Raw genomic sequence first — 20,214 nt, forward strand, 5'->3', positions numbered from 1 at the left:
AGGGGGCGCCCCGGATGTCAAAGACGCGGACATCGCCCCCCGGGTTGCCCGCGGTGGGGGTGAGCGATGATGGAGTGACCCACTCCTCAGTCGTCCACGGGTGAGCCGAACCCTCTCATCCGTGCCGCCGTCCCGGAAAGGCTCCTCGTCATGGCACCGCGCATCCTGCTGGCCCGGCACGGACAGACCGAATGGTCGCTGTCCGGAAAGCACACCGGCAGGACCGACATCCCGCTCCTGGAAGAGGGACGGCGCGGTGCCAAGCTGCTGGGCGAGCGGCTGCACCGGCCGCCGTTCGGCGCGCTGCCCGGTGCCGAGGTGCTCACCAGCCCGCTATCGCGGGCGAGCGACACGTGCGAGCTCGCCGGTTTCGCGGAGCGGGCGACCGTCTGGGACACGCTCATGGAGTGGGACTACGGCGCCTACGAGGGCATGACCCCGGCCGAGATCCAGGACGTCCGTCCCGGCTGGTTCATCTGGCGCGACGGGGTCCCCGAGGGGGAGACCCTGGAGCAGGTCACCGCGCGCGCGGACGAGGTCGTCTCCCGGGCCCGCTCCGAGGACCGCGATCTGCTGGTCTTCGCCCATGGCCACATCCTGCGTTCCATAGGCGCCCGCTGGCTGGGCCTTCCGCTGGACTTCGCGGCCCGTGTCCGCCTGAACCCGGCCTCTTTGTCGGTGCTGGGCTGGGCCTACGGGGAGCCCGCGATCGAGGTGTGGAACGACTGCGGGCACCTGAGCGCCTGACCGGCGCCCCTCACGTCGTGCGGGGCAGGCTCGCGTGCCGGTCGAGGAACGCCGAGACGCCCGAGGCCCTGCGGTGCGGGAGCAGCACGCGGGCCGTTCCCGCCAGCATGGTCTGGATGCGGGAGGACTGGACCTCGTTCAGCAGGTCGAGCACGCGCAGACCGGCGACGGCGGCCTCGTCGGGACGCCCGCCGCGGGCCAGGTCGTCGGCGAGTTCGGCGGTGTAGAGGGCGATGTTGCGGGTGAAGTGCGGGTCCTGGAGGTGGGCGGCGCGGCGGGCGTGACGGGCCGCGCGGGGCCAGTCGCCCAGTGTCGACCAGCACTGCGCCTCCAGGCCTTCCAGTTCGGCCTCTCCGTAGAAGGTCATCCACTCGGGATCGGTCTCCGAGGGGCCGCGTCCGTAGAGGGCCTGCGCGCGCGCCATCGCCTGCTCGCATCCCCGGCGGTCGGCGAGCCCGGCCCAGCCGCCCGCCTCGCGCAGCGCGAGCAGGGAGAGCAGCCGGGGGGATCCCAGCGGACGTGCGGCGCGCTGGGCCGCCTGGGCCGCGCGGACGGCCTCGCGCGGGCGCCCCGCGTCACGGGCGAGGAACGCCGTGTTGCAGAAGGCATGGGCCTCCAGGTTCGCGTCGCCGGCCATCCTGGCGGTCGCGAGGGCCTCCGCGTAGTGCGAGCGGGCGTCGTCGAAGCGCCCGGAGTCGTGGGCCAGCCAGCCCACCGAGATGGCCAGTTCGCCCGCCCCGGAGTGCAGCCGGTCGGCGGTCGCCTGCCGGGTGGTGCCCGCGTCGAGCAGTTCGTACGCGGTGCGCAGGGGGGCCGCCGCGCGTCGGTAGAGCCCGTCGGCGCCGTGTCTGTCGTCGAGCAGCCGGATCCGGCGGACGGCTTCTTCCAGGGCGCCCGCCTCGGACGTACCCGCCCGGTGGACGCGTCGTTCGCAGGCCTCGGCGCTGCCGCCGAAGGCGACCGCGAAGGGTCCCAGTGAGGCCGCCGCCACGGTGGCGGTGCCTCCGGTCATGAATGCGCGACGCTGCACGTCGCTCTCCTCGTGGTTCTGATCGCGTTTGTCGTACGGGTCGTACGGATCCCACGAGTGGTGCGGGTCGTACGGATCGTGCGTGCTGTGCGGATCGTGCGGGCTGTCCGTGTGGTGCGCGGTGCGCGGTCCGTACGGGGCCGGGACGTGGAGCGGACCCGGTGTCTCATACGTCTCGTGCGCCCCGTCCGTCTCATACGGGGCGGGTGGAAGGTTCGTGGGGTGCGTGAGGGGTGGCTCCCCCGTGTCGCGCGCACCGCGTCCGCGTACCCAGGAGCGGGGCGTGAAACCGAGGTCCGTCAGCGTGCGGCCGGGAAACATGTGCAGGAACACCCGCTCGTACGCGTAGTTGGGACAGCGGATCTCGCCCGCCTCGACGCGCCCGATGTAGCGCGCGTCGCAGCTGACCCGCTCGCCGATCTCGCGCGCGGCCCTCCGTACCAGCGCGGCGAACTCGCCCGGGGAGCGCAGACCGCGCAACCGCCGGAAGGCGAGATTCGGCCGTGCCGGCCGGGGGGACGGGGACGAGGTCACCGATGACGACGCCATGGCCGGGCCCTCTCTTGCGAACCGTCGAACCACGCCGGAGCAGGGACTGACTTGACCGGGTTGTGCCCGGTAGCTTCCCTGCTTCCGGCGGGCAAGAACGTACCTGGTGTGACAACGCCGCCACGCTGGGTTTGGCTACAAACCGGATATCTCATCCACGATCTGCCATGAACTGCCATCCTTTGTGGCGGAGTTTCGCCGTAGCCGTTGACGTCCTGGCGCGTTGAACCGTGCGGACCGGGAGCCGCCCGAACTCCCGACCCACTCGTCATGAGGAGGGGTTCCGTTGGAGGCCGGGATGCAGATCACGCACAGCACCGAATTCCGTACGCCGCAGCCGACCGCGCAGCACAGGCCGTCCCCGGAGTGCGCCGTCCCGGCGCGGCCGGCCGCCGAGTGCGACCTGGTGACCGTCCCGGCCCGCCAGGGACTCGAAGCGGTCGACATCCTGCGCCGCGGCGCGGCCGACCTCGTGGGGCCCGTCCTGCACGACGGCGGCGGCGACACCCTGGGCTTCCTGGTGCCGCCCGGCACCGCCGACGCCTGGGACGTTCCCGGCAGCACCTGTACGCAGACCAACGGCCGCGGCCTGCGGGCGATCCCCGAACCCCCGGTCGAGGGCTCGGACTGGCTGCTCCCGCCGGGTGACGCGGACCTCGCGACCGATCCGGCGGTCCTGCGGGCCGCGCTGGGCGAGGCCGCGCGGCTGATCGAGGCGGCGGACGGCTGCCGGTGAGCGGGCCGGAACCCGGTGACCGGTCGCTGAGCCGAGCCGCCCCCGCGCCCCGATAATGGCCAGATGGCAAGGGCGAGGAAACAGCGGGCGGACGAGGGCAGCGACACCGGACGGGGCGGACGGCGCGGGCAGGCCGCGGCCGAGGCGGTCGTGGAGGCCGTCGACGGCGGGCTCGCCGAACTGCTGCCCGACCGCGACCGGGCGCGCGCCTGGACCCTGCTCATCGACGGCGCCCCGCAGTCCCACGTCGACCTCGACGACCCCTCGTACCTGAGTTTCGAGTACCAGCGCCGCCTCGGTCATGTCATCGATCTCGTCGCCCCGCCGGGCAAGCCCGTACAGGTGGTCCACCTCGGCGGCGGCGCCTTCGGCCTGGCCCGCTACACGGCCGCCACCCGCCCCCGTTCCACCCAGCAGGTCGTCGAACGCGACGCGGCCCTCGTCCAACTGGTGCGCCGCGAACTGCCGCTGGACCCGAACGCCCGGATCAGAGTGCGTTCCGTGGACGCCCGGGAAGGTCTCGCCAAGGTGCCCGACGGCTGGGCGGACCTGGTCATCGCGGACGTCTTCAGCGGCGCGCGCACACCGGCCCACCTGACGTCCGCCGAGTTCGTCGGGGAGGTCCGCCGGGCGCTGAAGGACTCAGGGGTCTACGCCGCGAACCTGGCCGACGGACCCCCGCTCGCCCACCTCCGGGGCCAGATCGCCACCGTCGCCTCGGTCTTCCCCGAACTCGCCCTGGTCGCCGACCCGACGGTGCTGCGCGGCAAACGCTTCGGGAACGCCGTCCTCGTCGCCTCAGGCCGGCAGCTGCCCGTCGCCGAACTGACCCGCCGCGCCGCCTCCGACCCGCATCCCGCCCGGGTCGAACACGGCCGGGAACTCCTGGACTTCACCGGTGGCGCCGTACCGGTCACGGACGCGGTGGCGGTCGCGTCTCCGGCACCGCCGCCGTCCGTGTTCCGCTGACCGGGCGTCAGCGCGATCCGGCCTGCCGCCCCCGCCGGGTCAGTAGGTCCCGATGTCCACGTGCGGAGGCCCGTCGTGCCAGTCGCAGAACACCGACACCCGGTCTGCGCCCGAGCTGAACTCGACACGGATCCACGTCTCGGTCTTCCACACCTGCATCGACCAGCCGGTGTTGGGCGTCGCCGACACCAGAGTCCCGTACGTGGCGGCGATGTCGAAGACCACCCGGCCGCCGTCGGAGTCGTAGCCCTTGACCTGTCCGGACGAGCTCGCGGAAGCCGCCGGGGCCGAGGGGGCCGGTGACGGACCGCCGCTCGCCGACGCGGACTTCGAGGGAGCCGTGCTCGGCTTCGGGCTCGCGGACGTTCTGTCCGGAGCGCTCCTGGACGGCTCGGCCCGCCGGGTCGAGGAGGCCAGGGGTCTCGTCTCCTTCGCGGTGGCGCCGGCCACCGTGATGGGCAGGGCCCGCGGCGGGTCGTAGGCCGTCCCCGTCATGACGGTGTGGACACCCCACCAGGACAGCGTGACCGCCGCGCCCGTGGCGAGCGACCACGCGAGTACGTGTACGAGTCCTCTGCGCATCGCGGCCATACTGCACCACGGGCACCACGGGTGTCTCCCGGCCCCGCCAAGACGTGGAGTGTCCCCGTCGAGTGGGCCGGGATTGTCCACAAGTGCCTGATGAGGGTTGTCCACAGGCACCGGACGGCCGCCCCCGGATGGCGTACGGTGCCGCCCATGGCAAGTGTGCTCGTTGTCGAGGACGACCAGTTCGTACGCTCGGCGCTCATCCGGCATCTGACCGAGGCCGCGCACATCGTGCGCAGTGTCGGCACGGCCCTGGAGGCGCTGCGCGAGGTCGCCCATTTCTCCTTCGACGTCGTGATCCTCGATCTCGGACTGCCCGATCTGGACGGGTCCGAGGCACTGAAGATGCTGCGCGGGATCACGGACGTTCCGGTGATCATCGCCACCGCGCGGGACGACGAGACGGAGATCGTGCGGCTGCTGAACGCCGGCGCGGACGACTATCTGACCAAGCCGTTCTCGGTCGAGCACCTGTCCGCGCGCATGGCGGCGGTGCTGCGCCGTTCACGCTCCACTGTGGGCGAGGCCCCCGTGCCGACGGTCATCCGGGTCGGCGGCCTCGCCATCGACCCGCTGCGCCGTCAGGCGGAGCTGGACGGCGTACGACTCGACCTCACCCGGCGCGAGTTCGACCTGCTCGCCTTCCTGGCCGGGCGCCCCGGTGTCGTCGTGCCGCGCAAGGAGCTCCTCGCCGAGGTGTGGCAGCAGGCCTACGGCGACGACCAGACCATAGACGTGCATCTCTCGTGGCTGCGCCGGAAGCTGGGGGAGACGGCGGCCCGGCCGCGCTATCTGCACACCCTGCGGGGCGTCGGCGTGAAGCTGGAGCCGCCGAGGGCGGAGCGGCCGCTGTGAGGTGGGCACTGGTCAAGGTGTGCGTGGCGGTGACGACCATGGTCGTCGTCGCCTTCGCGGTCCCGCTCGGCCTGGTGATCAAGGAGATGGCGCGCGACCGGGCGTTCTCGAACGCCGAGCGGCAGGCAGCCGCCATCGCGCCCGCGCTCTCCATCACCACCGACCGGGACGAGCTGGAGCGCGTCGTCGCCTCGGCCGGCTCGAACGCGGGGATAGCCGTGCACATCCCCGCCGGTGACGGCAAGCCGGCGGTCGAGATCGGCGAGCAGCGGGCCGTCGGCAAGGACGTCGCCATGACCCGGCGGCTGGGCCGGGCCTCCACCGCGGAGGTGCCCGGCGGCTCCGCGCTGCTCCAGCCCATCGCGCTGAGCTCCGGCGAGATCGCGGTCATCGAGGTGTACGTCCCCGAGTCCGAGGTCAGCAACGGAGTCGGCACGGCCTGGGCGGTCCTCGCGGCGGTCGGTGTCGCCCTCGTCATCGGCTCCGTCGCGGTCGCCGACCGGCTGGGCGTGCGGATGGTGCAGCCGGCGCAGCGCCTCGCCGAGAGCGCGCACGAACTGGGCGAGGGGCAGCTGGGGTCCCGGGTGCCCGAGGAGGGGCCGACCGAACTGCGGCTGGCCGCCGTCGCCTTCAACTCCATGGCCGACCAGGTCGTCCAGCTGCTCGCCAACGAGAGGGAGCTCGCCGCCGACCTCTCGCACCGGCTGCGGACCCCGCTGACCGTGCTCCGTCTCAACACCGCCTCGCTCGGCGACGGGGCGGCCGCCGAGCAGACCCGGGCCGCCGTCGAGCAGTTGGAGCGCGAGGTCGACACGATCATCAGGACGGCCCGGGAGGCCAAGCCGCAGACCGCGGCGATCGGCGCCGTAGCCGGGTGCGACGCGTCCGAGGTCGTCCGTGAGCGCATGGACTTCTGGTCGGCGCTCGCCGAGGACGAGGGACGCAAGGTGCGGGTGGCCGGTGTGGAACGGCCGTGCCGCATACCCGTGGCCCGCGCCGACCTCGCCGCCGCGCTCGACGCCCTCCTCGGCAATGTCTTCCGCCACACCCCCGAGGGCACGGCCTTCGCGGTCGACGTGCACAACGCCGAGGACGCCGTGATCGTGCTCGTGTCGGACGCGGGCGCCGGGATAGTGGATCCGGAGGCGGCGATGGCGCGCGGACAGGGCTCGGGCAACGACGGGTCCACGGGTCTCGGCCTCGACATCGTGCGACGCCTCGCGGAGTCGACGGGCGGGGACGTGCGGATCGGTTCCTCCGTGCTGGGCGGGACCGAGGTGCGCATCTGGATCCAGCTGGACGGCAGAGCGCCGGTCCGCAGCGGGCACCGGGGCAGCGTTCGCCGGCGCAGACGCGGCGCCGGCGTGCGCTGAGTGCGGCACGGGTGTCCGGGTGCGCCGAGTGGCCCCGCGGCACCCCCCGAACCGCCCACATTGGTCTCGACCTTTAACTGTTCCCGATGCCTTCCTTAAGCGGACCCTAAGATCGCCAACCTCCGCCCGGATCAAGCGGTTTGACCGATTCCGGATCGCTAGCGTGGTGCCCGCACCCCCTGGGGCGACCCCAGCGACCCCCCCCGTGAATCCGCGAAGGCAGGCACACGCGATGAGCAGCACGCACCGGCGCAAGGTCAGTGGCAGGAACAAGGCGATAGGCGGCATCGTCGCGGCGGCCGTGGCCGGCGGTGGCGCCCTCGTGTTCACCGGGATCGCGAACGCGTCGAGTGTCGGCGCCGCGTACACCAGGACCAGCGAGTGGTCCACGGGCTACACCGCGCAGTACGTCGTCTCCAACGACACGGGCCAGCGGAAGCCGGACTGGAAGCTGGAGTTCGACCTGCCCGCGGGCTCCAAGCTCAGCTCGCTGTGGGACGCGACGTCGGCCGTGAGCGGACAGCACGTCACCGTGACCCCGCCGTCCTGGGACAAGGACGGTCTGGCGGCCGGCGAGTCCGTCACCGTCGGCTTCGTCGTGAACGGCACCGCGAACCCGACGGGTTGTGTCATCGACGGCACCAAGTGCTCGGTGGACACCGGCGCGACGCCGGAGCCGAGCGGCCGTCCGACGCAGACCGCGACTCCGACGGCCGCGCCCACCCCGACCGCGAGCGCCACCCAGAGCGCGACCCCGAAGCCGACGGCCACCGCCACCGCCACGCCGTCCCCCACACAGAGCTCGGGCAGCGGCAGCACCACGACCGCGGGCTTCGCGCCCTACGTCGACACCTCCCTCTTCCCGGCCTTCGACCTGCTCAAGGCGGCGGACGCCACCGGCGTGAAGAACTACAACCTCGCCTTCGTCACCGACGGCGGCGGCTGCACACCGAAGTTCGGCGGCGTGAGCGACCTCGCCAATGACGCGGTGGCGGCGCAGATCGGCGCGCTGCGCGCCAAGGGCGGTGACGTCCGGGTCTCCTTCGGCGGAGCCTCCGGCTCGGAGCTGGCCACCACCTGCGGCTCGGCCGACGCGCTGGCGGCGGCGTACGGCAAGGCCGTGGACGCCTTCAAGCTCACCAAGGTCGACTTCGACATCGAGGGCGGCGCGCTGCCCAACACGGCCGCGAACACGAACCGGGCGAAGGCCATCGCCAAGCTCCAGGCCCAGCACCCGGGCCTGGACGTCTCCTTCACTCTGCCGGTCCTGCCGCAGGGCCTGACCCAGGACGGCGTGAACCTGCTCTCCGACGCCAAGTCCAACGGCGTGAAGATCAGCGCCGTGAACATCATGGCGATGGACTACGGCCCCGCGTTCAGCGGTGACATGGGCGACCTTGCCGAGCAGGCCGCCACCGCAACGCAGGCGCAGATCAAGAGCGTCCTCGGCCTCTCCGACAGCGCCGCCTGGAAGACGGTCGCCATCACCCCGATGATCGGCGTCAACGACGTGTCCTCGGAGATCTTCAAGGTCGACGATGCCTCGCAGCTGGTGTCCTTCGCCCGGTCCAAGGGCATGGGCTGGCTCTCGATGTGGTCCGCGGCCCGTGACAAGCAGTGCGCCGGCGGAGCCAAGAACACCGCCGACGCGGTGTGCAGCTCCATCGTCCAGAGCGACGGCGCCTTCTCGAAGGCCTTCGCCGCTCTCAAGTAGCCATCGCGAAACGGGGGCCGCGCGCCCCGGCCGGACTTCTCCACCTTCCACCCCCCACCCGGCCGGGGCGTCGTGGCAGGCCATGACCAGGTCGTGGGCCCGAGCCGGGTCCGGAGAACGTCTTCCGGACCCGGCTCGGGCCCTTTCGCGTGCTCACCGCCGCCGCGAAGGTCCCCAGGACTCGTTCTTGAGCACGAGCAGCAGACCGGCCAGCGCATGCGGTGCGGAGGTGGCGATGTCGTCGGGCCGGTCACTCTCACGAAGGTGGACGTGACCGGTCGCGGTTGCCGCCAGTTCTATGCAGTTGCCTTCGCCGCCTGTGCTGAACGAGGACTTCTGCCAACCGGGTCGGGGCATCGCGCATTCCTTTCACAGGGCGTACATGACGTGCTGGATCAGGCTCAGCGAGTCGCGTGACGCGTGCGATTCGGGCGCCGACTCCGGGTCCACCGGCGCCAGCGCCAGCCGTGACAGCCGTTCGAACATCTTGGCGTACCCGTCGAGGTGTTCCCCATCCCGCAGGAAAAGTGAGTTTGTCGGGTGTTCCAGGTAGACCGTGTCCAGTTCCGGGGCGGCGCTGCCGTAGAGGACGAACGACTGGGTGTGCGCCGAATAGATCCCGGCCTCGAACGGGTACACCTGTACGGCCACGTTGGGCAACCGGGAGATCTCCATCAACCGCAGCAGCTGACGACGCATGACCGCGGCACCGCCCACGTGGGTGTGCAGAGCGGCCTCGTGAACGACGGCGCGATACGTCACCGGTGAGCCGCAGGTGAGCACGCGTTGGCGGGCCAGGCGGAACTCGGCGTAGCGCTCCACCCGTTGGGGGTCCCCCTCGGTGGCGTCCAGGACCGCGCGGGCGTACTCCTCGGTCTGGAGCATGCCGGGGATCACGAGCGGCTCGTGCGTCCGCAGTGCCGTCGAGCGGGACTCCAGTTCCACCAGATCCCGTGCGGCCGGCCCGATCGTGTCGTTGAACTCGTCCCACCACCCCTTGCCGTTCTCCTGGGCCATCGCCATCAGCCCGTCGAAGTACGGTCCGGGCGGACAGCCGTACTCCTGGAGCACCTTGTGCAGACGGTTGCGCGAGACGTCGATGCGTCCTGTCTCGATATTGCTGATCCGAGCGCGGTCGGCGTCGAGGATGGCGGCCGCGTGCTCGCCGGAGAGCCGGGCGCCGATTCGTAGTCTGCGCAGCTCCGCACCGAGCCTGCGCTGGCGCTCGCTCGGGTTGCTCCTGGGTGCCATGTGCAACCTCCTGGTCGAGCAGTCTGCCGACCTCGGCAAACCCACGTCACAGGCCTGACCGCACGTCACCCACTTAGGTGACACCAACGGGAAATGGTTGCTCTAAAGGAAAACATTTCCCTACCGTCGGAGAGATCCACCCGCCCGCGCCCCGAGGAAGTACCCCCACGCCTCAGCGGAGTTGAGGACCACGGACCTGGTCACCACGGTCGCGCGCAACCCGAAGGAGTCCCTCCGATGGAGGACCCCCCACGCCCCGCCGACGTCTCCCTCGTCTTTCCGCCGCATCCCGTCTGGGTGCGTACCGCCCGGGAGACCGTCCGCACCCTCCTCACCGCGTCCCACCGGCCCGAACTCACCGACATCGCCATGCTCCTGACCTCGGAGGCGGTCACCAACGCCGTCAACGCCTGCTCAGGTCACGGCTGTTCGGCCCCCGTCACGCTGCACGCGGGCTGGGCCGGCCCTCGCCGGCTGCGGGTCCTCGTCCACGACGAGGCCCCCGGCCGGCCCGATTGCCGTGCTCCCGGCCCCGACGAGGAGGGCGGCCGGGGGATACAGCTGATCTCCAGGGGCGCCGACGCCTGGGGCGTGTGCGGGCACGGGCCGGGACGGGGCAAGGCGACCTGGTTCGAGCTGGGACGGTCGGATCCCCGGGGGTGACCGGTTCCGGGATGGCGGGCCCGGGTGCGGGACGCGGCGGGCCGGAACATGCCGGGGCGCGGCACCCCCCTCGGGTGCCGCGCCCCGTGTCCCCCGTGTCCCCCGTGTCCTTGGGGTGCCGCCTACTCGGCGGGCGTCACCGGCGCCAGCGTTCCCGTGCGGGCCGCCTGGCCGTACCAGTGGGCGCTCGACTTCGGGGTGCGGATCTGGGTCGTGTAGTCGACGTAGACCGCGCCGAAGCGCTTCTCGTAGCCGTAGGCCCACTCGAAGTTGTCCAGCAGGGACCACAGGTAGTAGCCGCGGACGTCCGCCCCGTCGGCGATCGCGCGGTGCACGGCCGACAGGTGGCCGTTCAGGTAGGCGATGCGCTCGGGGTCGTGGACGCGGCCGTCCGGGTCCGGCTTGTCGTCGTAGGCCGCGCCGTTCTCCGTGATGTACAGGGGCAGGCCCGGCGCCTCACGGGTGTACCGCATGATCAGCTCGTGCAGTCCCGTCGGGTCGATGGACCAGCCCATCTCCGTCCGCTCGCCCGGGCTCTGGTGGAACGTGACGTCGTCCGCGCCCGGCCAGGGGGAGTGCGCGCTGGAGCCGTGGCCGTCCGCGCGCGGACCGTCCTTGGGAGCGGCGGCGGCCGAGACCAGCGTCGGCGTGTAGTAGTTGAGGCCGAGGGCGTCCAGCGGCTGGTGGATCAGCGCGAGATCGCCGTCCTGGACGTACGACCAGTCGGTGATCGACCGGGTCGCCGTGAACAGGGTCCCCGGGTAGGCGCCGTGCAGCATCGGGCCGTGGAAGACGCCGTTGGCCAGGTCGTCGATGCGCTGCGCCGCGTCCAGGTCCGCCGGGTCCTGTGAAAGAGGCCGCACCGGGCAGGAGTTGAGGCTCACCGCGACCGAGTTGCGGGACGGCATCACCGAACGGAGCGCCGACGTGCCGAGCCCGTGCGCGAGGTTCAGATGGTGGGCCGCGCGAAGCGCCGCCGCCGGGTCCGTCCGGCCGGGGGCGTGCACCCCGGAGCCGTAGCCCAGGAAGGCGCTGCACCAGGGCTCGTTCAGCGTGATCCACTGCTCGACGCGGTCGCCCAGCGCCTCGCCCACGATCTGCGCGTACTCGGCGAAACGCAGCGCGGTCTCGCGCTCGGGCCAGCCGCCCGCGTCCTCCAGCTCCTGCGGCAGGTCCCAGTGGTAGAGGGTGACGGCCGGCTTGATGCCCTGCGACAGCAACTCGTCGACCAGACGCCGGTAGAAGTCAAGGCCGCGCTGGACGGCGGGGCCCCGCCCGGTGGGCTGCACCCGCGACCAGGAGACGGAGAAGCGGTACGCGCCCAGTCCGAGGTCCGCCATCAGAGCCACGTCGTCGCGGTAGCGGTGATAGTGGTCGACAGCGATGTCACCGTGCTCGCCGCCGGCCGTTTTGCCGGGTGTATGGCTGAAGGTGTCCCAGATCGACGGCGTGCGGCCGTCCTCCCGCACCGCGCCCTCGATCTGGTACGCGGAGGTCGCCGCACCCCAGAGGAAGGCCGGAGGAAAAGTCACGGGCGTTACGGACTCAGGCATGGAAGCGCTCCCAAGGGGGTCGTGAAGACCGACGAGTTGGAGGTGGTCGGGAAAGGCGGGACTTGAGGGGCCGAGGCTGCGGCGACCCGGCCCCCGAAGGGCGGTCAGCCCTTGATCGCGCCCTGCATGATCCCGCCCACGATCTGCTTGCCGAACAGGAGGAAGGCGATGAGCAGCGGCAGTGTGCCGAGCAGCGCGCCCGCCATGATGACGGCCTGGTCGGGGATGTAGCCGGTGCCCAGCGCGTTGAGGGCGACCTGCACCGTCGGCTCCTGCTGGTTCAGGGCGATGATCGGCCACAGGAAGTCGTTCCATGCCATCACGAACGTCAGCAGGCCGAGCACCGCCATCGCCGGGCGGGCCGCCGGGAAGACGACGTGCCACACCACGCGCAGACTGTTCGCGCCGTCCACCCGCGCCGCCTCGATCAGCTCGGAGGGCAGTGCCTGCAACAGGTACTGGCGCATGAAGAACGTGCCGAAGGCGCTCACCAGGGTGGGCAGGATGACCGTCTGGAGCTGGTTGGACCAGCCGAGGTTGCTCATCCACAGATACAGCGGCACGACGGCCAGCTGCGGCGGGATCATCATCGTGCCGATGGTGAGCAGCAGCAGGAGTCCGGAGAACCTGAACCGCAGCTTGGCGAAGGCGAACCCGGCGAGCGTGGAGAACACGACCGTGCCGAGGGTGATGGTCCCGGCGACGATCGTGGAGTTGACCATCGCGGTGCCGAGCCCGGCCTGGTCCCACGCGGCCTGGAGGTTCGAGAACAGGTTCCCGCCGAACCACAGCGGCGGCGGTGTCTGCGCCAGCCGCGTGTTGTTGCGCGAGGCCGCGATGGCCGTCCAGACCAGCGGAGCCAGCGAGACCAGCGCGAAGACGGTCAGGACGAGATAGGTGACCGGACCCGCGTGCAGCTGCTTGCCCGCGCCGAGCACCCGGCGGCGTCCGGGCTCCCGGGCGGCCGGGGTTCCCTTCGCCTCCGTCTGGGAGACAGTCAGTTCAGTCGTGGTCATTGGGTCTTCCTCAGCCGTCGGGTGATCAGCAGATTGATCGAGGCGATGATCAGCAGGATCAGGAACATCGTCCAAGCGATCGCCGAGGCCTTGCCGAGGTTGCCGATGCCCCAGCCCTGGTCGTACATGTACAGACCGAGCGTCTGGTACTGGTGCGCGGAGCCGCCCTTCGAACCGCTGACCCCGCCGAACAGGAGCGGCTCACCGAACAGCTGCGTCGCGCCGATGGTGGACACGACCACCGTGAACAGGATCGTGGGCCGCAGCATGGGGATCGTCACGTGACGGAACTGCTGCCAGCGGCCGGCACCGTCGAGAGCGGCCGACTCGTACAGGTCCGTCGGGATCGCCTGCATCGCCGCGAGGTAGATCAGCGCGTTGTAGCCGGTCCACCGCCAGATCACGATCGAGGAGACGGCGAACTGCGAACCCCAGTCCGACTCGCGCCAGTTGATCGGGTGGACCCCGATGAAGTGCAGCAGCCAGTTGACCATTCCGCCGTCCCACGAGTACAGCAGCGTGAAGACGAGCGTCGCCGCCGCCACCGAGGTGGCGTACGGGGTGAGCATCACGACCCGCCACACGGTCGAGCCGCGCAGCCGGTAGTTGAGCAGGTGGGCGATCCCGAGGGCCATGACCAGCTGCGGCACCGTGGAGATCACGCCGATGCTGAAGGTGTTCTCCAGCGCGTTCCAGAAGAACTCCGAGGACAGCAGATTCTTGTAGTTGTCCAGACCGGCCCAGGTCTGGTGGTCCAGCCCGGACAGCTGCACATTGTGCAGCGAGTACCAGGCCGTGTAGAGCAGGGGGCCGAGCCCGAAGGCCCCGAAGATGATGAAGAAGGGGGCGATGAATGCGTACGGCGACGCCTTCATGTCCCAGCGGTACAGCCGGCTGCGCCAGGAATCGGGTTGCTGCGGCGGCGTACCGCGACCCTGAGCGCCCCGGGCCGCGCCCGGCTGTGAGCCGGGCGCGGCGTCGGCGCTCGTCGCGGGTTGCGCGAGAGCCTGCTTGGGGCTGGTCACTGGCCGAGCACGTCCTTGATCTCAGCCTTTGCCGCGTTCCAGCCCTGGTCGGGGGTCTTGCCCTTCTGCTCGACCTGGAGGATGCCGACGTCGGTGATCGCGGTGCCGATCGGCTGGTCCTTGGTGCCGAAGTACTGGACCGGGATCGTCTTCGCCGAGTCGCCGAAGATCTGCGTGATCGGCGCGTCGGAGAAGTAGGCCGTGGTGTCGGCGGCCGGCTTCAGGCTGGAGTACGCCCCCGGGGTCGAGGGGAAGCTCGCCTGCTTGGCGAAGACCTTCGCCTGCTGCTCGGGCGCGGTCAGCCACTTGGCCAGCGCGATGGCCTCCTTCTGGTGCTTGCCCGCTGTCGGCACGCCGATGAACGAACCGCCCCAGTTGGCCGCGGTCGGCGCGGCCGCCACGTCCCACTTGCCCTTGCCCGAGTCACCGGACTTCTGCTCGATGTAGCCCATCATCCAGGCGGGACAGGCCACCGTGGCGAACGAGCCCTTGGCGAAGCCCTGGTCCCACGTCGGGTCGAACTGCTTCAGCTTCGCCGACATGTTGCTGGTCGCCACCGTCATCGCGGCGTTCCAGGACTTCTTCACCCCCGTGGACTTGTCCCAGATGACGTTGCCGTCCTTGTCGTAGTACCGCTGGCTCTCGCCGCCGAGGGCGGCGTTGTAGACCGAGGAGGCGGAGTCCACGTACTTGGTGCCGCCGGGCGCCTTCTTCATGTACTGCTTGCCGAGGTCGACGTACTTGGACCAGTCGCCCTTCCACTGCGCGGCGAGCTTGGTGCGGTCCGTCTCCAGACCGGCCTTCTCGAAGAGGTCCTTGCGGTAGCAGATCGCCATCGGACCGATGTCGGTGCCGAGCGCGATCGTCTTGCCGTCCTTGGCGGTGGCCTGGGACAGCTTCCAGCCCAGCCACTGCGACTTGTCGACGTCCTTGCCGAGGTCGACGAACTTGTCGGCCTGCGTCTGGACGGCCTCGGTGATGTTGCCGACCTCGATCGCCTGGATGTCGTCGGTGCCGGAGCCGGCCTGGAGACGCGTGAGCGTCTTGGGCCAGTAGACGTCGGTACGAGTGGTGACGTTCTCCTTGATCGAGATGTTCGGGTGCAGCTTCGTGTACTCGTCGTAGAGACCGGCCTGCTTGTAGCCGAAGACACCGAACGTGCCGACGGTCAGCGTCGTCTTGCCGCCGCCTCCGCCGTTCGCGTCCGTCGTGCCGTCGTTCGAGTCCTTCGAGCAGCCGGCCAGCAGCCCTGCGGTCATCGCTGCGACGGCCGCGATGGCCGCCAGTCTGCGGGACCGGCGGGTACTCGTACGCATTGCGTCCTCCTGTTGCCTGACGTGCCGACCCCCCGGCCAACTGCATTGGTGGCGCCCGTTGTTTCTCGCTGCGGCTCGGGCGGGGAACGTGCGGGTTGTGTATGTGTCAGGTACTGTGGGAGCGCTCCCACCAGTGATGTGTTGAAGAGTCGCTGGTTCGAGCGGGGGTGTCAAGGGTGGGGGAGCGGAGAGATGCGTTCAGTTATCGGCCTGTTAGCTGAAGATGTCATTCCGCCACATGGCCGGAAGCGTCTCATGGCCCGTCCGGCGCCCGAAGGGGAGCCGCCGGCCCGGTGACGGCTCCTGGGCTGCGGCCCAGTGACGCGAGCCCCGCCGGACGGGGCTGTTAGATTCCAGGCCAACTTGGTGTCAACGGGAGGCGGAGGCCATGGCAGTCCACGGAGCGCGGGGCCGCAGCGGTGGGCGGCCGACCCTCGAAGAGGTGGCCGCGCGCGCGGGAGTGGGCCGCGGCACGGTCTCCCGGGTGATCAACGGATCCCCGAGGGTGAGTGACGCGACCCGGGCCGCGGTCGAGGCGGCGGTCGCGGAGCTCGGATATGTTCCGAACACGGCGGCCCGCGCCCTCGCGGCCAACCGCACCGACGCGATCGCCCTGGTCGTCCCCGAACCGGAGACCCGCTTCTTCGCGGAACCGTACTTCTCGGACATGCTGCGCGGTGTCGGTGCCGAACTCTCCGAGACCGAGATGCAGTTGCTGCTGATATTCGCGGGCAGCGACCGGGAGCGGCAGCGGCTCGCCCAGTATCTGGCGGCGCACCGCGTCGACGGCGTCCTGCTGGTCTCGGTGCACGCCGACGACCCGCTCCCCGACCTGCTCTCCCAGCTGGAGATCCCGGCCGTGATCAGCGGCCGGCGCTCGGCGGAGGAGACGCTTCCGTCGGTGGACTCCGACAACTACGGCGGCGGGCGCGCGGCCGTGGAACACCTCGTCTCCCGGGGCCGCGCCAGAATCGGCCACCTCGCGGGCCGTATGGACGTCTACGGCGCCCAGCGGCGCGTCGACGGCTACCGCCAGGGACTTCGGGACGCGGGCCGGGAGGTGGACGACCGGCTGATCGTCCCCGGCGACTTCACCGAGGAGGGGGGCCGGCGCGCCATGACCCTGCTCCTGGAGCGTTTCCCCGACATCGACGCGGTGTTCGCCGGCTCCGACGTCATGGCGGCGGGTGCCCGCCAGGTGCTGCGCGAGAGCGGCCGGCGCATCCCGGACGACGTGGCGCTCATCGGCTACGACGACTCGGCCATAGCCCGTCACATGGATCCGCCCCTGACCAGCGTCCGTCAGCCCATCGTGGAGATGGGCCGGGCCATGATCGACCTCCTCCTCGGGGAGATCGCGGACCGCCGTCCCGCGGCCTCCCGCGGGCTGGAGAAGCGCCAGTTGGTGCTGCCCGCGGAACTGGTGGTGCGCGCCTCGTCCTGAGGCCCGCACGGTGCGCTCCGCGCGAGCCGCCGGGATCTCACCACCGTCCCCGGAAGACCCCCCGGCCACACCCGGAGAACGGCCACCCGCGCCTGGGGGTGACCTCGGTGGCCGGTGGGGCGCCGGTGCGGCTTCAGTTGCCGGTGGGGTGCGGCGTCAGCTCCCAGCGGACCTCGCCGTCCTGGAGCTCGCCGGTCGCGGTGAGTCCCGCCGTCGCGGCGACGGCGGCGGACGCGTGGTGAGCGGGGTGCACATGGGCCACGACCGTGCGGCCGGGGAACGCGGCCAGCATGTGCCCGACCAGTGACCTCGCCGCCTCCGTCGCGTAGCCCCGCCCCTGCCAGGGCGTGCCCACGACCCAGGCGACCTCCGCGGTTCCGGCCGAGACGGTCGCCTGGACCGTCCCCACGAGGGATCCCGTCGTACGTTCCCGCAGGACCCAGTTGCACCACAGGACACCGGGATCGGGCGATCCCGCGACCAGGCGCTCGTACCGGGCCCGCAGCGCTTCCGGAGTGTGCGGCGCGCCGCCGATGAACGCGTGCAGCGCCGGATCCGACAGCACCCCGGCCATCTCCCCGGCGTGCTCGACGCGCAGCGGGAGGAGTTCGAGCCGAGCGGTGGCGGAAGGTTCTGTGGGGTGGGGCATCAGGGGAGCGTACGGGCTGCGGGACCCGGGAACGCAATCAGCCGGTGACCTGTTCAACAGGTCACCGGCTGATCGCTCAGGGTGAGTGACGGGACTTGAACCCGCGGCCACCTGGACCACAACCAGGTGCTCTACCAACTGAGCTACACCCACCATGTCCGGTCTTCGAGCTTTCCTGACCGGCCGAGAAAAAGTGTACAGGGTCTGAAGGGGTGCTCGCGCACAGCTTTTTCCGGGGCCCATCAGGGCCCCGTCAAAGGCCTATTCGGTGGGCAGGACGTGCTTGGCCGCGATGGTGCGGGCGGTGTCCGAGTCGGGGCCGGGCTGCGGGACGAAGACCGCCTCGCGGTAGTAGCGGAGTTCGGCGATGGACTCGCGGATGTCGGCGAGGGCGCGGTGGTTGCCGTTCTTCTCCGGGCTGTTGAAGTACGCCCGGGGATACCAGCGGCGGGCCAGCTCCTTGACGGAGGACACGTCCACGATGCGGTAGTGGAGGTAGCTCTCCAGCTTCTGCATGTCGCGCAGCAGGAAACCGCGGTCCGTTCCGACGGAGTTCCCGCAGAGCGGGGCCTTGCCCGGCTCCTTGACGTGCTCACGTACATAGGAGAGGACCTGCTCCTCGGCGTCCGCCAGGGTCGTGCCCCCGGCGAGCTCCTCCAGCAGACCGGAGGCCGTGTGCATCCGGCGCACCACGTCCGGCATCGTCTCCAGGGCGGCGTCCGGCGGGCGGATCACGATGTCCACCCCTTCGCCGAGCACGTTCAGCTCAGAGTCGGTGACCAGTGCGGCCACCTCGATGAGCGCGTCATCCGACAGCGAGAGTCCGGTCATCTCGCAGTCGATCCACACCATGCGATCGTTCATGTGTCTCACCCTACGGCCCGCTCCCTCCGGTGGACCCGCCCGTGCGCTCCGCCGGGGCGGCGGATCACGCCGGGTGCGGGCCCGCATGCGAAGGGGCCCGCACCCGAAGGTGCGGGCCCCGCGCGTTCTTCCGCCGCCGGAACTACGGCGCGCTGCGCTGTCCCGGCAGGCTCGGCCTGCCCGCCGCGTAGAACTCCGCCCGCTCCCGCATCGCCTCCGCGGAGAGTGCCGCCGCCGCGCCCATGGCACCGGCCGCCGCGGTACGACGGGTCTGCATCGGGACCGGGCCCGAGTGCTCCTGGTGCAGCGACTGCGGTGGTCCGAGCGGACCCGTAGGGCCGTCCGGATCCGTGGACCTCTCGGCCTGCGGCCTGCGGGCGCGGTACGCGGCCCGGTACGCGGCCGGGGACGAGCCCAGCTGCCGCCGGAAGTGGCCACGCAGCGCCACCGGCGAACGGAAGCCGCAGCGGCCCGCGACCTCGTCCACCGAGTAGTCGGACGTCTCCAGGAGGCGTTGCGCCTGTAGGACGCGCTGAGTGATCAGCCACTGGAGCGGAGCACTTCCGGTGAGCGAGCGGAACCGGCGGTCGAAGGTGCGGCGGCTCATGTAGGCGCGAGCCGCCAGCGTCTCGACGTCGAACTGCTCGTGGAGATGCTCCAGCGCCCAGGCGACGACCTCCGCGAGGGGGTCGGCGCCGATCTCCTCCGGCAGTGACCGGTCGAGATAGCGCTCCTGGCCTCCGCTGCGCCGCGGCGGGACCACCAGACGCCGGGCGAGCGCGCCTGCTGCCTCGTTGCCGTGGTCCGTCCGCACGATGTGGAGACAGAGATCGATTCCGGCCGCCGTACCCGCCGATGTCAGCACGTCGCCGTCGTCCACGAAGAGCTCGCGGGGATCGACGTGCACCGACGGATAGCGCTTGGCCAGCGTCGGGGCGTACATCCAGTGGGTCGTCGCCGGACGGCCGTCCAGTAAGCCGGCCGCGGCGAGCACGAAGGCGCCGGTGCACAGCCCGACTATGCGGGCGCCTTCCTCATGGGCGCGGCGCAGTGCGTCGAGCGCCTCCTCCGGTGGTGGCGAGGTGATCGACCGCCAGGCGGGCACGACGACCGTGCCTGCCCTGGAGATCGCTTCCAGGCCATGTGGTGCGGTGAGTTCCAGGCCCCCTGTGGTCCGCAGCGGGCCTTCCTCGCCGGCACACACCAAAAGGCGGTAGCGCGGCACGCCGGCGTCCTGGCGGTCAATCCCGAACACCGACAGCGGAATGGAACTCTCGAAAATGGGGCCGCCGCTGAACAGCAGCACCGCGACGATCTCCTTGCGGCGTCGCCCGGACAGCTTCCGGGCCGCGGCTTCCGGCGCGGCAGTGGAGTCGTGGCTCATCCTGCTAAGAAGTCATCTCATTTGGTGAGTCTGCGATAGCAGATGAGGGTGCAGGCGATGCTGGCGAAGGCGAGGAAATGAATGGCTTGTCGTTCGTAGCGGCGGTGGAGCCTGCGGCATCCGGCTAGCCAGGACATGGTCCGCTCAATGGTCCAGCGGTGGCGGCCCAACCGCTGGGAGGACTCGACTCCTTTGCGGGCAATGCGGGGCGTGATGCGACGTTTCCTGAGCCATTGGCGCAGGTGACGGTTGTCGTAGGCCTTGTCGGCGTGGAGTTTGGCAGGACGGCGTCGCCGCGGTCCGCGCCGGGATCTGATGGGCGGTATGCCACGCACCAGCGGCTCCAGAGCCTGGCTGTCATGCAGGTTGGCGCCGGAGATACCGACCGAAATCGGTAAGCCGGTCCGCTCGGTGATCAAGTGGATCTTCGACCCGTACTTGCCCCGATCAACAGGATTCGGACCCGTCAGGTCCCCTTTTTCAGCGCC

20 protein-coding genes and 1 tRNA gene are annotated in these 20,214 nt (G+C 70.8%); 8 read left to right on the forward strand and 13 right to left on the reverse strand.

Annotation, left to right across the window (positions count from 1 at the left end):
• Positions 1 to 150: 150 nt before the first annotated feature.
• Positions 151 to 747: a histidine phosphatase family protein gene (locus ABZV42_RS22450; protein ID WP_356053255.1), complete on the forward strand. Its 597-nt coding sequence runs from the start codon at positions 151 to 153 to the stop codon at positions 745 to 747.
• 10 nt (positions 748 to 757) lie between these two features.
• Here the strand turns inward: ABZV42_RS22450 and ABZV42_RS22455 are convergent, their stop codons facing one another.
• Entirely contained in the window at positions 758 to 2,326 is a 1,569-nt protein-coding gene (locus ABZV42_RS22455) for a hypothetical protein (protein WP_355980846.1), read from the reverse strand.
• A 298-nt stretch (positions 2,327 to 2,624) separates the two neighbouring features.
• On the opposite strand from ABZV42_RS22455, the gene ABZV42_RS22460 reads away from it, so the two are divergent.
• Both ABZV42_RS22460 and ABZV42_RS22465 read left to right on the forward strand, forming a co-directional pair.
• Positions 2,625 to 3,062 (forward strand): hypothetical protein, encoded by a 438-nt coding sequence (locus ABZV42_RS22460; protein ID WP_356053257.1) that lies wholly within the window; start codon positions 2,625 to 2,627, stop codon positions 3,060 to 3,062.
• 63 nt (positions 3,063 to 3,125) lie between these two features.
• Entirely contained in the window at positions 3,126 to 4,031 is a 906-nt protein-coding gene (locus ABZV42_RS22465; RefSeq protein WP_355980850.1) for a fused MFS/spermidine synthase, read from the forward strand.
• A 39-nt stretch (positions 4,032 to 4,070) separates the two neighbouring features.
• Here ABZV42_RS22465 and ABZV42_RS22470 read toward each other — a convergent pair whose 3' ends face one another.
• Positions 4,071 to 4,613: a hypothetical protein gene (locus tag ABZV42_RS22470; protein WP_355980852.1), complete on the reverse strand. Its 543-nt coding sequence runs from the start codon at positions 4,611 to 4,613 to the stop codon at positions 4,071 to 4,073.
• Positions 4,614 to 4,769: 156 nt separating this feature from the next.
• On the opposite strand from ABZV42_RS22470, the gene ABZV42_RS22475 reads away from it, so the two are divergent.
• The 3 genes from ABZV42_RS22475 (at position 4,770) to ABZV42_RS22485 (ending at position 8,561) form a co-directional block, all read left to right on the forward strand.
• Positions 4,770 to 5,474 (forward strand): response regulator transcription factor, encoded by a 705-nt coding sequence (locus tag ABZV42_RS22475; RefSeq protein WP_355980855.1) that lies wholly within the window; start codon positions 4,770 to 4,772, stop codon positions 5,472 to 5,474.
• Complete coding sequence (locus ABZV42_RS22480; protein WP_355980857.1) at positions 5,471 to 6,847, forward strand: HAMP domain-containing sensor histidine kinase; 1,377 nt, start codon at positions 5,471 to 5,473, stop codon at positions 6,845 to 6,847. The genes ABZV42_RS22475 and ABZV42_RS22480 overlap by 4 nt, the downstream gene beginning before the upstream one ends.
• A 232-nt stretch (positions 6,848 to 7,079) precedes the next feature.
• Positions 7,080 to 8,561, forward strand: a complete 1,482-nt coding sequence (locus ABZV42_RS22485; RefSeq protein ID WP_356053259.1) for a cellulose binding domain-containing protein — start codon at positions 7,080 to 7,082, stop codon at positions 8,559 to 8,561.
• Between the two features lie 153 nt (positions 8,562 to 8,714).
• Here ABZV42_RS22485 and ABZV42_RS22490 read toward each other — a convergent pair whose 3' ends face one another.
• A complete protein-coding gene (locus tag ABZV42_RS22490; protein ID WP_356053261.1) occupies positions 8,715 to 8,918 on the reverse strand; it encodes a DUF397 domain-containing protein in 204 nt (67 codons plus the stop codon).
• A gap of 12 nt (positions 8,919 to 8,930) precedes the next feature.
• Positions 8,931 to 9,812 carry a helix-turn-helix transcriptional regulator gene (locus ABZV42_RS22495; protein WP_356053263.1) on the reverse strand — a complete coding sequence of 294 codons (882 nt, stop codon included), beginning with the start codon at positions 9,810 to 9,812 and terminating at the stop codon, positions 8,931 to 8,933.
• 237 nt (positions 9,813 to 10,049) lie between these two features.
• Here ABZV42_RS22495 and ABZV42_RS22500 point away from each other — a divergent pair, with 237 nt between their 5' ends.
• On the forward strand, positions 10,050 to 10,475 hold the full coding sequence (locus ABZV42_RS22500; protein ID WP_356053265.1) for an ATP-binding protein: 426 nt from the start codon (positions 10,050 to 10,052) through the stop codon (positions 10,473 to 10,475).
• Between the two features lie 122 nt (positions 10,476 to 10,597).
• Here the strand turns inward: ABZV42_RS22500 and ABZV42_RS22505 are convergent, their stop codons facing one another.
• The 4 genes from ABZV42_RS22505 to ABZV42_RS22520 form a co-directional block, all read right to left on the reverse strand.
• Positions 10,598 to 12,028 (reverse strand): GH1 family beta-glucosidase, encoded by a 1,431-nt coding sequence (locus ABZV42_RS22505; protein WP_356053267.1) that lies wholly within the window; start codon positions 12,026 to 12,028, stop codon positions 10,598 to 10,600.
• Positions 12,029 to 12,132: 104 nt separating this feature from the next.
• A complete protein-coding gene (locus tag ABZV42_RS22510) occupies positions 12,133 to 13,044 on the reverse strand; it encodes a carbohydrate ABC transporter permease (protein WP_355980872.1) in 912 nt (303 codons plus the stop codon).
• Complete coding sequence (locus tag ABZV42_RS22515; protein WP_355980875.1) at positions 13,041 to 14,069, reverse strand: sugar ABC transporter permease; 1,029 nt, start codon at positions 14,067 to 14,069, stop codon at positions 13,041 to 13,043. The genes ABZV42_RS22510 and ABZV42_RS22515 overlap by 4 nt, the downstream gene beginning before the upstream one ends.
• Positions 14,066 to 15,385, reverse strand: coding sequence for an ABC transporter substrate-binding protein (locus ABZV42_RS22520; RefSeq protein ID WP_355980878.1), 1,320 nt, complete (start codon positions 15,383 to 15,385; stop codon positions 14,066 to 14,068). Before ABZV42_RS22520 ends, ABZV42_RS22515 begins: the two co-directional genes overlap by 4 nt.
• A 388-nt stretch (positions 15,386 to 15,773) precedes the next feature.
• Between ABZV42_RS22520 and ABZV42_RS22525 the strand changes: the two genes are divergently transcribed.
• Positions 15,774 to 16,829 (forward strand): LacI family DNA-binding transcriptional regulator, encoded by a 1,056-nt coding sequence (locus tag ABZV42_RS22525; RefSeq protein WP_355980881.1) that lies wholly within the window; start codon positions 15,774 to 15,776, stop codon positions 16,827 to 16,829.
• Positions 16,830 to 16,962: 133 nt separating this feature from the next.
• Here ABZV42_RS22525 and ABZV42_RS22530 read toward each other — a convergent pair whose 3' ends face one another.
• The 5 genes from ABZV42_RS22530 to ABZV42_RS22550 form a co-directional block, all read right to left on the reverse strand.
• Positions 16,963 to 17,478: a GNAT family N-acetyltransferase gene (locus ABZV42_RS22530; RefSeq protein WP_356053269.1), complete on the reverse strand. Its 516-nt coding sequence runs from the start codon at positions 17,476 to 17,478 to the stop codon at positions 16,963 to 16,965.
• An 80-nt stretch (positions 17,479 to 17,558) separates the two neighbouring features.
• Positions 17,559 to 17,631 (reverse strand) — tRNA-His (locus ABZV42_RS22535).
• A gap of 108 nt (positions 17,632 to 17,739) precedes the next feature.
• On the reverse strand, positions 17,740 to 18,342 hold the full coding sequence (gene orn, locus ABZV42_RS22540; protein ID WP_355980886.1) for an oligoribonuclease: 603 nt from the start codon (positions 18,340 to 18,342) through the stop codon (positions 17,740 to 17,742).
• Positions 18,343 to 18,484: 142 nt separating this feature from the next.
• Entirely contained in the window at positions 18,485 to 19,726 is a 1,242-nt protein-coding gene (locus ABZV42_RS22545) for a helix-turn-helix domain-containing protein (protein WP_355980914.1), read from the reverse strand.
• Positions 19,727 to 19,743: 17 nt separating this feature from the next.
• On the reverse strand, positions 19,744 to 20,214 hold a 471-nt coding region (locus tag ABZV42_RS22550; RefSeq protein ID WP_356053271.1), incomplete at its 5' end, for an IS5 family transposase.

The sequence above is a fragment of the Streptomyces sp. NPDC005281 genome (genome assembly GCF_040607495.1).
In the GTDB taxonomy this organism is placed as follows: domain Bacteria; phylum Actinomycetota; class Actinomycetes; order Streptomycetales; family Streptomycetaceae; genus Streptomyces.